The sequence below is a fragment of the Bradyrhizobium erythrophlei genome, assembly GCF_900129425.1.
GTDB classification, from domain to species: Bacteria; Pseudomonadota; Alphaproteobacteria; order Rhizobiales; family Xanthobacteraceae; genus Bradyrhizobium; species Bradyrhizobium erythrophlei_C.
On the sequence record NZ_LT670817.1, the window covers coordinates 2,676,863 to 2,691,392 of the forward strand.

The window sequence follows — 14,530 nt, forward strand, 5'->3', positions numbered from 1 at the left end:
CGCTACTCGGGCGCGGCACCGATCGGCGGACCGCCGGGTGGCCGGTGCAGGAATGTGATCGATGCAAACGCACCAAGCCACGAACCGATGGCTGCGAAGGCGACATAGACCCAGTTCTCCGTATAGCTGATCACGGCGTAGGAAGAGAGCAGATACCATACGCTGCTCCACGTTGCCGCCGGCACGCGCTTTCGCGCCACCACGGCCGAGGTGAACATGACATACACTGCGTCCGTCGCTGCAGTCGCAAGCAAAACCCCTCCGGCAGTCAATGGGTCGATGGCGGCCATTGCAACTCCTTCCATGGTAGGGCAGATAACTTAACGTACGAAAGAGTGACGGTCATGCAAACCCCTCGCGAAATTCTCGCCGATCTCTGGACACTGGCTGGCGGCGACGTTGCCGCGCTCAATGCGGTCACGCTGACCGGAGAAGAGCCGCAACTGCCGTCGTCGTTTCGCGTTGCCGCCGCGGCGCAAACCAGCATTGCCGCGGCCGGGCTTGCCGCCGCGCAAGTCTGGCAATTGCGCAGCGGGCAATCGCAGGATGTCGCGGTCGACATGCGTCATGCCGTCGTCGAATGCCGTAGCGAGCGCTACCTGCGCGTCGACGGCAAGCCGCCGCCGCCGGCCTGGGACGCCATCGCCGGGATCTACAAGACCCGCGATCAACGCTTCGTGCGGCTGCACACCAATTTCCCCCATCACCGCGACGCCGTCTGCAAGGTCCTGAACTGCAAGGCGGAACGCGAGGATGTGCAGGCCGCGCTGATGCAGTGGGACGGTGAGGCCTTCGAGACCGCGGCCTATGCCGGCGGCTGCGTGGTCGCGATGATGCGCTCACGTGAAGAGTGGTCGAATCTGCCGCACGCCAGGGCGCTGGCCGCCCTGCCGCTGATCTCGATCGAAAAAATCGGCGAGGCGGCCCCAAGACCCTGGCCGGCGGGCGATCGCCCGCTCGCTGGCCTGCGCGTGCTCGATCTGTCGCGGGTGATCGCAGGTCCCGTCGCGGGCCGCACGCTGGCAGTGCATGGCGCCGATGTGCTTTTGATCTCGGGGCCCGACCTGCCGTCGATCCCGTGGCTCACCATCGACACCGGCCGCGGCAAGTTGACGAGTTTCGTCGAACTCAAGAGCGAGCAGGGAAAAAGCGTGCTGCGCGATCTCCTCGCGCAGGCGGATATTTTCTCGCAAGGCTATCGCCCGCAGGCGCTGTCGGCGCTCGGTTTCTCGCCGCAGGACGCGGCGCGGATCAACCCCGGCATCGTCTACGTGTCGCTGTCGGCCTATGGCCATGCCGGGCCGTGGGCGGAACGCCGCGGTTTCGACTCCCTGGTGCAGACCGCGACCGGATTCAATCACGCCGAAGGGCAGGCGGCCGGCGTCGAGGGTCCCAAGGAATTGCCGGCGCAAATGCTCGATCATGCCACCGGCTACCTGATGGCGTTCGGCGCGATGATGGCGAAAGCGCGCCAGTCCCGCGAAGGCGGTAGCTGGCATGTCCGGGTGTCGCTGGCGCGGACCGGGCAATGGCTGTGGAATCTCGGCCGCGTGGCCGATGGATTCAAAACCGAAGATTTGAGAGGCGATGCAGTCAGTCCCTTCGTGGAAGAGATGTCCTCGGGCTTCGGCCCGCTACGGGCCGTCAACCATTCGGCCGTGCTATCGAAAACCCCGGCATTCTGGGCGCGCCCGGCGATGCCGCTCGGCAGTCACCCTCCGCAATGGCCGGCGCGGGCTTGAGCGGTCACGATCGCCCGGCCGTCCTGGTGTGCCTCGCCGCATGCGAAACGCGATGGTGCAGGATGCGTCCGAAATCCGCAGCGCAGTCGTAGCTGTATACGTTTTGACCCTCAGGACCGCGCTGTGGCTGAAGTTTCCAGCCTCTTCCCGGCCCCAATGTGTTGATCTCCTGCGCGACCGCCGGGGTCGATGCCAGCGACACCAGAAGGGCTGCGGCGGTCATCCAGATATTCAGTCGAGTCATCGCCGTTTCTCCGCAGTGATACGCTTCGCGACCGAGCCCCAAGGCCAAGCCGGCGGGGCAAGTCGGAGAAAGTCGTGCCACCTGTCAAAAATTTAAACCAAAAACGCTAAGCCTTTTCGCGTTTTTAGTTTGTCTGAAACATCAAATGGGCACTATTAGCGTACCGATGAGGCAGTCCTTGCCGGAATCATCACCGAAGTGACCGGGGTCCATGCCGTCGGAATTTACCAAGGAATTGCAGTTGCTTACCGGGAAGCGGCTGGCCGTTGGCGCGGTCCTGCTGGCGCTGGCCGGCGCTGCTTTGTACGGGTTTTTGCATCTCGGAGGGGCAGGGCACGGGTCGTCCGAGATGTCGAGCCAATCCCGCAAGGGATCGCAACGTTACACCCCGACCCCGGCCGAGTGGGCCAGCCTGACCATTGAGCCCGTGACCGAGCGCGTTTTTCGGGCGGAGACCGTGACCGAAGGCAAGATCTCGGTCGACGAGGATCGTTCGACGCCGGTGTTTTCGCCCTATGCCGGCCGGGTCATGAAGCTGCTGGTCCGGCCAGGCGACAGCGTCACGCAAGGCCAGCCGCTGTTTGTGGTCGAAGCCGCCGACACGGTGCAGGCGCAGAACGATTTCATTACGGCCATGACCGGGTTGAACAAGGCCCAGTCGGCGCTCGATCTCGCGCAACTGCAGGACAAGCGCGCCAAGGATCTATTCGAGGGCAAGGCCGTTCCGCTGAAGGACTATCAGCAGAGCCAGGCAACCCTGATCCAGGCGCAGAACGATTTGCGCTCGTCGCAAACCGCGCTGGAGGCGGCGCGCAACAAATTGCGAATTCTCGGCCTGACCGACGACGCGATATCGGCGTTTCAGGAAAAGGGCCGCATCGATCCGAATACCACCATCTTCTCGCCGATCACCGGCACTGTGGTGCAGCGAAAGGTCGGCCCCGGCCAATATGTGAACTCCGGCGCCAGCGATCCGGTCTTTGTGATCGGCGATCTCTCCACCGTCTGGCTCACGGCATTCGTCCGCGAAACCGATGCGTCGAAGGTATCGGTGGGGCAGGAGATCGCCTTCAATGTGCTGGCGCTGCCAGGCCGCCCACTGACGGCGCGCATCGACTATGTTTCCGCGGCGATCGATCCCGCCACACGCCGGCTTCTGGTCCGCGCCACGATCGATAACAAGGACGGCCTGTTGAAGCCGGAAATGTTCGCCAATGTCACGATCTATTCGGCCGGCGATCACCGGGCCGCCGCCGTGCCGAAGCAGGCCCTGATCTATGAGGGCGACCAGGTCCGCATCTGGGTCGCGCACGAGGACAAGTCGATCGAACTCCGCCAGGTCAAGACCGGCCTCACCAACGGCGACCTCGTCGAGGTCGAGGGTAATTTGAAGCCCGGCGAGTTGATCGTGACCAAGGGCAGCCTGTTCATCGACCGCGCGGCTTCCGGCAGCTAGCACGATGATTCAGACGTTCTCCCTCACATTACGCGTCCTTGACGGGAAATTCAGAGTCAAAACCGCGCGAGCCATCATCGTTTTCGAGTGTCCTCCTCTGAAGCCCGCTAAGGAGGGCAATCCATCGCAAAATAGTCGCCGACCCCGGACACACGTCCCTCCGTCACTTCATTGAAAGCTCCGATCTGAATGGATCGCCTTGTCGCCATTGCCGTCAGCCGCCGCTATTTGATGGTGGGCCTGCTCGCCGTCGTGATGATTGGCGGTCTGATCGCGTTCAAGCAGCTCAATATCGAAGCCTATCCCGATCCGACGCCGCCGATGGTCGACGTCGTGACTCAGAGTCCGGGGTTGTCGTCGGAAGAGATCGAACGCTACATCACCATTCCGATCGAGACCCAGGTCTCGGGCATCAAGAACCTGACCACCATCCGGACCATCTCGCTGTACGGATTGTCTGACGTCAAATTACAGTTTTCGTTCGACTACACCTATGACGAAGCGCTGCAGCAGGTGCTGAACCGGCTGTCGCAACTGGCGCCGCTGCCTGGCAACGTGCAGCCGGCGATTTCGCCGCTCAGCGCCATCGGCGAAATCTACCGCTATCGGCTGGTCGGGCCGCCGAATTACAGCGTGCTCGATTTGAAGACGCTGCAGGACTGGGTCTTGCAGCGCCGCTTTCGCGCCGTGCCCGGCGTGATCGACGTCACTGGGTGGGGCGGCAAGACCAAGACCTACGAGATTCAGGTCGATTTCAACAAACTCGTCGCCTACGGCCTGACGCTGCCGCAACTGCTGCAGTCGGTCTCCAATTCCAACATCAATGTCGGCGGCAACACCGTCAATATCGGCTCGCAATCGGCCGTGGTGCGCGGCGTCGGCCTGATCCGTTCCATCGACGATCTTGCCAACACCATGGTGTCGCAGAGCGGCGGCAACCCGGTGCTGGTCAAGGACGTCGCCACTGTCACCATCGGCGAGAAGCCGCGGCTTGGCATTGCCGGTCTCGATCAGGACGACGATATCGTGCAAGGCATCGTGCTGATGCGCCGCGGCGAGCAAAGCTCGCCGACGATTCTGCGCGTCGAACAATTGGTGGCATCGATCAACAACTCCAGCATCCTGCCGCCGGGGGTGCGGATCGAACGAATCTACGACCGCAAGGACCTGATCGACATCACCACGGCGACCGTGCTGCACAACATGGTGGTCGGCATTCTCCTCATCGTGCTGCTGCAATGGATTTTTCTGGGCGACCTGCGTAGCGCGCTGATCGTCGGCGCCACGATTCCGTTCGCGCTGTTTTTCGCCGTGATCATTCTGGTATTGCGCGGCGAATCCGCCAACCTTTTGTCGGTCGGCGCGATCGACTTCGGGTTGATCGTGGACGCCACCGTGATCATGGTGGAGGCGATCTTCCGCCGGCTGTCGCAAACCACAGCGCTTTCGGAAGCCGAGCAAAGCCATATTTCAACCGACACCACGATGGGCATGAAAAGCCATGCCATCCTTTCGGCCTCCGCCGACGTGTCGCGATCGATCTTTTTCGCCGCCGCCATCATCATCGCCGCGTTCCTGCCGCTGTTCACCCTGAGCGGCGTCGAAGGCAACATTTTCGGGCCGATGGCGCGGACCTATGCCTATGCGTTGGCGGGTGGACTGCTCGCGACCTTCACGGTGACGCCGGCATTAAGCGCGATCATCCTGCCGTCGCATGTGCAGGAAACCGAAACCTGGATCATGGCGTTCCTGCATCGGCTCTATGTTCCCGTGTTGAACTGGGCCGTCGACAATCGCAAGCTGGTCATGGCGGGCGCCATCGGGCTGGTGGTCATGACCGTTATATGCGGCCGCCTGCTGGGACTGGAATTCCTGCCCAAGCTGGAGGAGGGCAATCTCTGGATCCGCGCGACCTTGCCGCCGACCATCTCGCTCCAGGAAGGCAACGCCTACGTCAACGAGATGCGCAAGTTGATCCGCAGCTTTCCGGAGGTCGAAGCGGTGGTATCGCAGCATGGCCGCCCGGATGACGGCACCGACGCCGCCGGTCTGTTCAACGCGGAGTTCTTTGCGCCGCTGAAGCCGGCCAGCGAATGGCCCGACACCCACGACAAGGACGAACTGACGGCTCGAATGCTGGCGAAATTGCAGGATAAATTCCCCGGCGTCGAATTCAATTTCTCGCAGTATCTTCAGGACAACGTTTCCGAAGCCGTATCGGGCGTGAAGGGGGAGAACTCGATCAAATTGTACGGCAACGATCTGCAGGCGCTCACCGACACCGCCAACAAGATCAAGTCTGTGCTGTCCACCGTGCAGGGGATTACCGATCTGGCGGTGTTCACCTCGCTTGGTCAGCCCACCATCCAGATCGATATCGATCGCGCCAAGGCCGCCCGTTACGGGCTGGCGCCGGGGGACATCAATGCCACCATCAAGGTGGCGATCGGCGGCGACACCGCCGGCGATCTCTACGAACCCGGCAGCGACCGACATTTTCCGATTATCGTCCGCCTCGCGCCCGAGTATCGCAAGAGCGCGGAGGCGATCCAGAATTTGCGGATCGGCGCGCCGGGTCCGAACGGCACCATCACGCAGATCCCTCTGAGCGAAGTGGCGTCGATCAACCTGGTCTCGGGCGCAGCCTACATCTACCGGGAGCAGCAGGAGCGCTATCTGCCGATCAAGTTCTCGGTGCGCGAACGCGACCTCGGCGGCGCGGTCCGGGAAGCGCAGGAAAAGGTCGCCGCCCAGGTCAAGCTTCCGCCGGGATCGCGGATCGAATGGGTCGGCGAGTTCGGCAATCTGCAGGACGCCATCAGGCGGCTCTCGATCGTGGTGCCGATCAGCCTGGCGCTGATCGCGGTGCTGTTATGGTTCAATTTCGGCTCGATGGTCGACACGCTGCTCGCCATGAGCGTGATCCCGATGGCGATCTTCGGAGGCGTGCTTGGGCTTCTGATCACCGGGATTCCGTTCAGCGTCTCCGCCGCGATCGGTTTCATCGCGCTGTTCGGCATCGCCGTGATGGACGGCATCATTATCCTGTCGCAATACAATCAGCTGATCGACGAAGGCTTCGACCGGGTGCGGGCGGTGACGCGCACCGGCGAGCTGCAATTGCGGCCGGTGCTGATGACCTGCGTGGTCGCGGGCGTCGGGCTGTTGCCGGCGGCGCTGTCCGCGGGGATCGGATCGCAGGTGCAAAAGCCGCTGGCGGTGGTGGTGGTCACCGGCATGATGCTGGCGCCGGTGGTCATTCTGGTGACGCTGCCGGTGCTGATCTCGCTCTTCTCGCGCCGGGCGCGGTAAGCGGCCGCGTTTTCCAGTGAAGTGGAAGCCGGTTCGCGTGAAGAAAACGCGTCAAACAAGAGAGCCCGGGCGAGACCGATGCTGCCGGCGACTACAATGTGATCTCAGCAAGTGCCTCATGACGTACTTGCTGGAGCATTGCTCCACCCTCGACCTTGAACGGGAGGTTATAGGGCGAAGCGTCAGGCGGGAAGGGCCTTGCATCAGGCGCGACGCCGACAAGGCTCAGCCATCGAACCGCGCACCCGGCGAGTCCGGGCAGTGGCCGGGATCCGCCGAGACGAGGCCTACCAGAGCGCGCTATCTGGAGTATCCGGAAGGTCGATGGCTTTGCGTAACGCATCGATGTGGGGCATCGGGCCGCCGCCGGGTGCAAGCGCCCAATACAGCGTGTGACTGAAGACGGGCGATTGCCCCCGCAAATCTTTCAAATCGATGTCGCGTATGCCCGCCCCGAAAACCGGTGCGAGCGGTCCGGAAATGATATCGCCGCGAAGAATTGGGCGATGTGTGTCGTAGATGTTGGTCCACCGTACCGCCGCGAAGGGCGCGGCATGATGCAGCGACCATGTTTTCGGCGGCCGTAAAAAATAAGAGAACAGGCCTTGCGGAGGTCCGAGGACCGCGGCTGTGGGTGGCGGCGCCGGCCGGTCGTGAATTTTTCGACTTTGCTCAGTCTGAATCACCTGGAATTGCGGGCAGTTGGTCGGAAATAACCAATCCCCGATCTTGTCACTCAGATCTTTGGCGTCGCGCGCCAGCAGGAATGGCGCGTGGGTGAGGGGCGATCCAAGGGTCACCAGATCCGAAATCAGCCATTCCTCAGTTGGTTCTCGCGGCCGGCCGGTTCCGTCTTCGCCGCCGCTCCGCATCGCCAATCGCAGGCTCCGTTGCGCCTCGCGATACGCTTGCATCAGGTCCACACGATTGGCATCGGTCGCGGCGGCGAGCGAATGCGCAGCCGTTTCGACCGCGCGCAATTTCTGGAAGACCGGGTCGTCTTCTTCATGAACCACCAACGCATCGCGGCGGGTGGCCCAAAACAGCGACACGAGATCGTAGGCAATGATGCTGCCGAGGCTGTGGGCGACCATGATGATGCGCTCGTAGGATTTGGTATCGTGGAGATCCTGCAAGAGTTTAAGGCCACGTTCGCGAATGGCGTGACGCATCGCAATGTTGCGTGGGTCGGCGCGGACGTAGCGCGCAACGTCCCCGAGGTAAGGTGAAATGAGGCGTTTCATGATGTAGCCGAACCCGGCCGCAGCAATGGCGAAGACGGCATGCCACCAGCCGCCGGGCCACGGCGACAGGGCGAGTGCGGAGACGATGAGGATGATCGCCGAGGCCGCCCAAAGCGCGATCCAAATCCCCATCAGGCCGTTTGGAACCTGGCTCGGCCAGCGCAGGAGCAAGATCTGTATCCAGTCCCAAACCTCCTCAACAGTGGTGCCTTCGGCGAGATCGGCCCAATAGAATTCGAAGAAATCCGCCCGCGGTCCTCTTTCGGTGGAACTCGCTTGCGGCTTGGTCCACCGCGTCGTGATCCGGCGCAATTCCAGCGAGCCCGCCGCGCCATCCGGCATGAACCAGATATCTTCGGCCTTTTCATCGGCAGGTGTCGCAGGCCATTGTGCAGCCTTGTTGGCCACCCAGGCGGCTTCGACGAAGCCGCGCAACGTTTCCATCGGAATTTGCTCACCCATTCCGTGGGTAACCACTATCGCAACCTTCTTTGGCGGACCCGGCATTGCTGTTACCCCCGCTCGTCATCGCAAAAATTTCGGCTCGGGCAATCTATGGTTGCATCATGAAGCAGTCGACGCTGTTGGACAAGAGCGGAATCATGGCATTGCTTACTGCTCGGGCAGCGCGCGCGTGCATTCGGCGAAGACGACAGCTCAGCGATCAAGCGCTGCACGGACTTCCGCGACCAGTTCGGGCAACGGCCGGGATCCGTCGAGACGCAGAACGTGACAGGGCAAGGCGGCCAGCCATGCCTGATGTTTCGCCAAACTGCGGCCTTCGCGATCGCCGTCATCATAACGCGATGCCCATTCGATGAATTCATCGAACTCCTCGTGCCGCCAGCCGCCGGGCGCCACCGCATCGGTGCCGAAGTGGGTGGCCTCGCGGGCACGCAAGCGCTGCAGGCGAAGCTCCTTTGGCGTTGTCAGGAAGACCACCAGATCGAAGCGCACAACGTTGGGGTCGCCCCATCCCTCGAGCGATCCGCTCAGCACCCAATCCGCGCGCGGCAAGAATACCTCGCGCATCAGCCGCAGACGCTCGGCAATTTCCCGCTTGTCTCGATAGGGCGGTGTCGTCGGTTGCCAGAAATAATCGTCGGTGTCGTGATGCGGAATGGCCAGAGCGTCGGCGAGCGCACGGCCCAGGCTCGTGACGCCGGCGCCCGACGCTCCCATGATGTGAATGCGGCAGCTTTTCATGGCGCTGGTCTGAAGTTCATTGCCCCGAGGGCGTGCGCAGGCCCTGCCAGGCGTCGCGGACCTGATGGTAGTGCACCTCCGGCAGATAATCCGGCGTATTGAGCGCCAGCGTCTTGACGTCGAGCCTGCCGATGGCGCTGAGCAGCGTGTAGGAGGCGATCACCCGGTCGCGTTGCGCGCCGATCAGCCGCGCCTTCGCCGAAACCAGATCGGCCTCCGAGTTCAACACGTCGACCGTGGTGCGCTGGCCGCCCTGTGCTTCCTTCTGCACGCCCTGAAGCGCCACCGTCGCAGCGCGCACTTCGGACTCCGAAGCGGTTACCGCGATCTTGGCGCCTTCATTCGCGACCCAGGCGCCGATGGCCGCAGTACGGGCCTGATTGCGAACCTGATCGAGCACCAGCCGGCTCTGCGCTGTCACTTCCTTGGCCTGCCGGGTCTGCGACGCCGCGGTGCCGCCGTCGTAGATCGGTGCCGTGACCTGGCCGATCACCGAAGCCTGATCGGTTCGAAAGGTGCTCAGACTGGGATCCGCATCCGAGCTGTGGCTGGCGCTCCCCTGCAGAGTGATGGTAGGCAGCAGGCTGCTTTCGGCGACGCGGATCGTGGTCGAGGCGACATCGACGTCGAAGCCCGCGGCCATGACCGCCGGATGTTCCTTGAAGGCCAGCGCGATCGCGTCTTCCCGGCTGCGCGGCAAAAACCGGTCGACGGTATCGGCGGATCTCAATTGCCCGGGTGGATTGCCGATCACCTGGGCGTAGGTCGCCTGGCTGATGGCGTAATTGACCTCCGCGGCGTTCAGATCGGCAAGGCCACGGCTGAGCCGCGCTTCCGCCTGCGAGGTATCGGTCGGTGTCACGTCACCGGCATTGAGACGCCTTTGGGTGATGGTGAGGGTTTCGCGCAGGAATGCGACATTGGTGCGCTGCGCTTCGACCAGCGACTGGTTGGCCAGTACATTGCTGTAGGCGGTAACGGCGTCGAGCAGCACGCCCTGGCCGACATTGCGCAGGGCTTCGCGGCCCGACTGCACCTGCAGTTCCGCCACCCGCACGCTGTTGGCGGTCTTGAAGCCGTTGAACAGCGTCTGCGTCACCGTTACCCCGATGGTCCAGGGTTTCAGGTTCGCCGATTGAAAGGTGTTGTCCGGCAGCAGGTCGCGCACCGCCTGCAGCCCGACGCTGAGACTGGCGATGATCTGCGGCCGGTAGCCCGCGAGCGCCTGTGGCACGTTCTCGTCGGTGGCGCGCTGCCGCGCCCGTTCTGCATTGAGCTGCGGATTGGACTGATAGGCCTTGGCCATGGCCTCGGGGAGCGATTCGGCCGATGCTGGGGTGGCAACAAAACCCAGGGCCGCGGCACCGGAAAAACCGACGCAAATGGTCACGCCAAGGCAAATGCCCGATCGAAGCATGCGCCTTCCCACGTGGCCAACTTTAGCGGCACGTCCAACCATGTGATCCCGTAGCAACTCCCCGGCCATCCGCCCCCGCCGACGCCTTCGACAGGTTTACCTGTTTAGGGCCGGTGGCCGCCACAGGCAAACCGTCGGGCGCGCAAATCACGCGAATTCAGTGCTTTGCTGTTGCCGGTTCGTCACAGACGAATATCAGGAGCAAATACGCTATAGCTGCTGGCGGCTGCGTCCGATTCTAGGCCGCGGGCCGTCCCAATTGCGCGCCCAGGCCTGGACTTGATGCCGAACCTGTTCACCGACCCCGATGCCATTGCGGAGGATATCATCCGCGATGTCGGGACCGATCTGGTGGTCGGGCTGCCGCTCGGGCTCGGCAAGGCCAACCACATCGTCAACGCGCTCTACGCGCGCGCGGCCGCCGACCGCACCATCAATCTGACCTTCTTTTCCGCGCTGACGCTGGAAAAGCCAAGCCCCAAAAACCTGATCGAGCGGCGCTTCATCGCCCCGGTCATCGACCGGCTGTTCGGCGGCTATCCCGATCTCGCCTATGCCGACGGACTGCATGCCAATGCGTTGCCGCCCAATATAAGGGTGATCGAGTTTTTCTTTCTGGCGGGAAAATGGCTGCATGTGCCGTTCGCGCAGCAACACTACATTTCCGCAAATTATACCCATGCGTCGTCATATCTGCTGGCGCGCGGGCTCAACGTCGTCACGCAGCTGGTGGCAAAGCGCGTCGTCGACGGCGTCGTGCGCTACAGCCTGAGCTGCAACACCGATACCACGCTGGATCTCCTGCGCGCCCGGGCCGAAGGCCGCGCGTCATTCAAGCTGATCGGCCAGGTCAACTCCGAACTGCCGTTCATGCCGGGTGAGGGCGATCTGCCGGCGGAGGAGTTCAGCGCGGTGCTGGATAGCCCCGCGACCGAGTTTCCGCTGTTCGCGCCGCCGTCCGAACCGATCACCGACACCAAATACGCCATCGGCCTGCACGCCGCAGGGCTGGTGCGCGATGGCGGCACGCTGCAAATCGGGATCGGACAGATCGGCGACGCGCTGGCGCAGGGGCTGATCGTCCGCCACCGCGACAACGCGCAATTTCACGCTATTGTGAGGCGTCTGGCCCCGGGAACGGCGCCGCTCACGGCGCGGGAGGCCGGATCGCTCGAAAAGGGTCTGTACGGTGTCAGCGAAATGCTGACCGAGGCATTTCTCGTTTTGATCGATGCCGGTATTCTCAGGCGCGAAGTCGATGGCGTCGTGCTGCACGGCGCGTTTTTTCTGGGGCCGAAATCCTTTTATCGCGCGTTGCGCGAGATGACGCCAAGCCAAATCGCGCGGATCCGGATGATGCCGGTATCCTTTACCAACGAACTCTATGGCGACGAGGACATCAAGCGGCGCGCCCGCATCGACGCCCGCTTCATCAACAACGCGATGATGGCGACCTTGATGGGAGCGGCGATTTCCGACGGCCTCGAAGACGGACAGGTCGTCAGCGGCGTCGGCGGACAGTACAATTTCGTGGCGCAGGCATTCGCGCTGCGGGGCGCGCGTTCGATTCTCACGGTCGAGGCGACCCGGAAGGCCGGCGCCAGAACGCAATCGAACATTCGCTGGAGCTATGGCCACGAGACCATTCCTCGGCACCTGCGCGACGTCATCGTCACCGAATACGGCGTCGCCGATCTCAGGGGAAAGTCCGACGCCGATGTGATCGCGGCGATGCTCGCCGTTGCGGACAGCCGCTTTCAGGCCGAACTGGCGCGGCAGGCCAAGGACGCCGGCAAGCTGCCCAAAAACTTCGAAATTCCGGCCGCGCAGCGCGAGAATCTTCCCGAGCGGATTGCCAGCGCGTTAAAGCCTGCGCGGGAGGCCGGCCTGCTGCCATCGTTTCCGTTCGGCAGCGATTTTACCGATACCGAGCAGCTGCTGATTCCGGCCTTGCAAATCCTGCAGGAAGCACAGCGGACGCCGCTGCGCCTGCCGGGATTGTTGTGGCAAGGTTTGACGCACACCCCGGATGTGGCCGACCACGAATGCCTGGCGCGGCTCGGCCTCGATGCGCCCGTAACATGGTCGGAACGCGCCTACCGCGCGCTGGTCAGCGCGGCGCTGGCGAGGAGCAGGGCAGGCTAACTCCAGCGTCGTCTAATGACATCATCCATCGTGTCCCGGACGCGGTGCAGCGCGTAGCGGTGCACCGCAGAGCCGGGACCCATCGCATGTCGCAAACATTGAGGCCCCGGATCAGTTCGTGCCGCGCAGCCTCCGGGAACGAATCCTACCTGTTCTTGTTCACCGGCTTACGCTTCTCGATGAACGCCGCCATGCCTTCGGAGCGGTCCTCCAGCGCGAAGGTCGAGTGAAACAGATTACGCTCGACGTTGATTCCTTCCGACAAGGGCGTCTCGAACGCGCGGTTGATGGCTTCCTTTGCCATCGCCGCCGCCGGCCGCGACATCGAGGCGATTTTTTCGGCCGCCGCCAGCGCTTCATCCATCAATTTGCCCGCAGGCACGACGCGGCTGACCAGGCCCGAACGTTCGGCTTCCGCCGCGTCCATCATCCGCCCGGTGAGACAAAGGTCCATCGCCTTGGATTTGCCGACCGCGCGGGTCAGCCGCTGGGTTCCGCCGATGCCTGGGATGGTGCCGAGCGTAATCTCCGGCTGGCCGAATTTTGCGGTGTCGGCGGCGATGATGATGTCGCACATCATCGCCAGCTCGCAGCCACCGCCGAGCGCATAGCCGCTGACGGCGGCAATAGTCGGTTTGCGGCAACTGGCGACGCGGTCGCCGCCAACAGCCGTGAAATCACTGGAGAACATGTCGATGAAGGTTTTCGGCTGCATTTCCTTGATGTCGGCGCCGGCGGCAAAGGCCTTTTCGCCGCCGGTCAGCAGGATGCATCCGATCTTGTCGTCGGCTTCAAGATCGTCGACGGCGGCTGCGATTTCCCTGAATACGCCGAAGGACAGCGCATTGAGCATCTTCGGGCGATTCAGCGTGATGACGCCGACCCCGCCTTTGCTTTCGACGATGATGTGTTCGAACGTGCTCATGGTACACCCCGGCGCCTGATGTGGCGGGCAATGTGCCCGCTGGCGGGGTGGGCTTCAAGTGACGTTTGCGTCCGTGTCCCGCACCGGAGCAGCGCTATCGCGCTGCTCCGGTGAACCGACCCCCCAATTCCATTGCGCAGCCATCATGCCATGAACATGCGTGCAGCGGAGGCCATCGTCAGCAGCGCGCCGAACCCGATGAAGATTTTTCCGATCAGGGAGGCCTGGTCCCAGCTGGAGCTTCCGGCGCTATTTGCCATCACCGGCGCCGCAGGCGCGGCCATCACCGGCGCTGCCGGCGCATTGGCTGCGGCCGTTGCCGGGGGCGGCGCGGGTGGCGTGCCGTCGTGGAGCGCACGATCGACGTCGTTGAGCTGATCGGCGGAGACCACCGGGGTCTCCATTGCGGGCGGGGTGTCGGCCAGATTGCCCGGCGCGGTCTGCAGAATATCGTTAGCCCGTGCGGACATCGCCCTGGCGTTGCCGGCCGGCGTGTCGGTCGAGGTCAGTTGTGCGTTGGCGTTGGCGACCGATGGCGGGATCGGGGATGAACTGTCGCCGTCATCGGTCGCGGCGTCGGCGGTTTTCTTGGTGTCAGATGGTTTCACCGCGACCTTGCTGGACTTGCGATGTGCGAAGCTTTTCCAGTGGTGCGAGCTGTGTTTGACGTATTTGTTGAGCGCAATGGGTGCCCCCGGGGTGCTTTCGGATGTCGAACCTGCGGTCTCGTTGTCAGCGGCCGTCACGGCTTGCGATGGCCCTGCTAAACCCACAAAGAGTCCTGTTGCTAGTATCAAGGCCGAGCACCCACTGGCTTTGATGTTCATTTGGCAATCTCC

11 protein-coding genes are annotated in these 14,530 nt (G+C 63.0%); 4 read left to right on the top strand and 7 right to left on the bottom strand.

The window, feature by feature from the left end; all coding sequences use genetic code 11:
* Window positions 1–2 precede the first annotated feature (2 nt).
* Window positions 3–290 carry a hypothetical protein gene (locus tag B5527_RS12380; protein WP_079601545.1) on the bottom strand — a complete coding sequence of 96 codons (288 nt, stop codon included), beginning with the start codon at window positions 288–290 and terminating at the stop codon, window positions 3–5.
* A gap of 54 nt (window positions 291–344) precedes the next feature.
* Between B5527_RS12380 and B5527_RS12385 the strand changes: the two genes are divergently transcribed.
* Window positions 345–1,742, top strand: coding sequence for a CoA transferase (locus B5527_RS12385; RefSeq protein ID WP_079601546.1), 1,398 nt, complete (start codon window positions 345–347; stop codon window positions 1,740–1,742).
* Between the two features lie 4 nt (window positions 1,743–1,746).
* Here the strand turns inward: B5527_RS12385 and B5527_RS43750 are convergent, their stop codons facing one another.
* Window positions 1,747–1,986 carry a hypothetical protein gene (locus B5527_RS43750; protein ID WP_154072183.1) on the bottom strand — a complete coding sequence of 80 codons (240 nt, stop codon included), beginning with the start codon at window positions 1,984–1,986 and terminating at the stop codon, window positions 1,747–1,749.
* Between the two features lie 211 nt (window positions 1,987–2,197).
* Between B5527_RS43750 and B5527_RS12390 the strand changes: the two genes are divergently transcribed.
* Both B5527_RS12390 and B5527_RS12395 read left to right on the top strand, forming a co-directional pair.
* Window positions 2,198–3,442 carry an efflux RND transporter periplasmic adaptor subunit gene (locus B5527_RS12390; protein WP_079601547.1) on the top strand — a complete coding sequence of 415 codons (1,245 nt, stop codon included), beginning with the start codon at window positions 2,198–2,200 and terminating at the stop codon, window positions 3,440–3,442.
* A 189-nt stretch (window positions 3,443–3,631) separates the two neighbouring features.
* Window positions 3,632–6,754, top strand: a complete 3,123-nt coding sequence (locus B5527_RS12395) for an efflux RND transporter permease subunit (protein ID WP_079601548.1) — start codon at window positions 3,632–3,634, stop codon at window positions 6,752–6,754.
* 287 nt (window positions 6,755–7,041) lie between these two features.
* Here B5527_RS12395 and B5527_RS12400 read toward each other — a convergent pair whose 3' ends face one another.
* The 3 genes from B5527_RS12400 to B5527_RS12410 all read right to left on the bottom strand — a co-directional run bounded on the left by B5527_RS12400 (window position 7,042) and on the right by B5527_RS12410 (window position 10,663).
* The gene (locus tag B5527_RS12400) at window positions 7,042–8,460 is read right to left on the bottom strand and encodes a DUF308 domain-containing protein (RefSeq protein ID WP_154072184.1); all 1,419 of its coding nucleotides are present in this window, start codon (window positions 8,458–8,460) and stop codon (window positions 7,042–7,044) included.
* A gap of 195 nt (window positions 8,461–8,655) precedes the next feature.
* The gene (locus B5527_RS12405; protein ID WP_079601550.1) at window positions 8,656–9,204 is read right to left on the bottom strand and encodes an AAA family ATPase; all 549 of its coding nucleotides are present in this window, start codon (window positions 9,202–9,204) and stop codon (window positions 8,656–8,658) included.
* A 16-nt stretch (window positions 9,205–9,220) separates the two neighbouring features.
* Window positions 9,221–10,663: a TolC family outer membrane protein gene (locus B5527_RS12410; RefSeq protein ID WP_079601551.1), complete on the bottom strand. Its 1,443-nt coding sequence runs from the start codon at window positions 10,661–10,663 to the stop codon at window positions 9,221–9,223.
* A gap of 240 nt (window positions 10,664–10,903) precedes the next feature.
* On the opposite strand from B5527_RS12410, the gene B5527_RS12415 reads away from it, so the two are divergent.
* Entirely contained in the window at window positions 10,904–12,766 is a 1,863-nt protein-coding gene (locus B5527_RS12415) for an acetyl-CoA hydrolase/transferase C-terminal domain-containing protein (protein ID WP_079601552.1), read from the top strand.
* A gap of 145 nt (window positions 12,767–12,911) precedes the next feature.
* On the opposite strand, the gene B5527_RS12420 is transcribed toward B5527_RS12415, so the two are convergent.
* Together B5527_RS12420 and B5527_RS12425 are read right to left on the bottom strand one after the other, a co-directional pair.
* Window positions 12,912–13,691: an enoyl-CoA hydratase gene (locus B5527_RS12420; RefSeq protein WP_079601553.1), complete on the bottom strand. Its 780-nt coding sequence runs from the start codon at window positions 13,689–13,691 to the stop codon at window positions 12,912–12,914.
* Window positions 13,692–13,834: 143 nt separating this feature from the next.
* On the bottom strand, window positions 13,835–14,518 hold the full coding sequence (locus B5527_RS12425; RefSeq protein ID WP_079601554.1) for a hypothetical protein: 684 nt from the start codon (window positions 14,516–14,518) through the stop codon (window positions 13,835–13,837).
* Window positions 14,519–14,530: the final 12 nt, after the last annotated feature.

Excerpts from the sequence above, each read along its gene's own strand:
- B5527_RS12380 (WP_079601545.1), bottom strand. The coding sequence starts at position 290 with ATGGCCGCCATCGACCCATTGACTGCCGGAGGGGTTTTGCTTGCGACT.
- B5527_RS12385 (WP_079601546.1), top strand. The coding sequence starts at position 345 with ATGCAAACCCCTCGCGAAATTCTCGCCGATCTCTGGACACTGGCTGGC.
- B5527_RS43750 (WP_154072183.1), bottom strand. The coding sequence starts at position 1,986 with ATGACTCGACTGAATATCTGGATGACCGCCGCAGCCCTTCTGGTGTCG.
- B5527_RS12390 (WP_079601547.1), top strand. The coding sequence starts at position 2,198 with ATGCCGTCGGAATTTACCAAGGAATTGCAGTTGCTTACCGGGAAGCGG.
- B5527_RS12395 (WP_079601548.1), top strand. The coding sequence starts at position 3,632 with ATGGATCGCCTTGTCGCCATTGCCGTCAGCCGCCGCTATTTGATGGTG.
- B5527_RS12400 (WP_154072184.1), bottom strand. The coding sequence starts at position 8,460 with ATGGGTGAGCAAATTCCGATGGAAACGTTGCGCGGCTTCGTCGAAGCC.
- B5527_RS12405 (WP_079601550.1), bottom strand. The coding sequence starts at position 9,204 with ATGAAAAGCTGCCGCATTCACATCATGGGAGCGTCGGGCGCCGGCGTC.
- B5527_RS12410 (WP_079601551.1), bottom strand. The coding sequence starts at position 10,663 with ATGGTTGGACGTGCCGCTAAAGTTGGCCACGTGGGAAGGCGCATGCTT.
- B5527_RS12415 (WP_079601552.1), top strand. The coding sequence starts at position 10,904 with ATGCCGAACCTGTTCACCGACCCCGATGCCATTGCGGAGGATATCATC.
- B5527_RS12420 (WP_079601553.1), bottom strand. The coding sequence starts at position 13,691 with ATGAGCACGTTCGAACACATCATCGTCGAAAGCAAAGGCGGGGTCGGC.
- B5527_RS12425 (WP_079601554.1), bottom strand. The coding sequence starts at position 14,518 with ATGAACATCAAAGCCAGTGGGTGCTCGGCCTTGATACTAGCAACAGGA.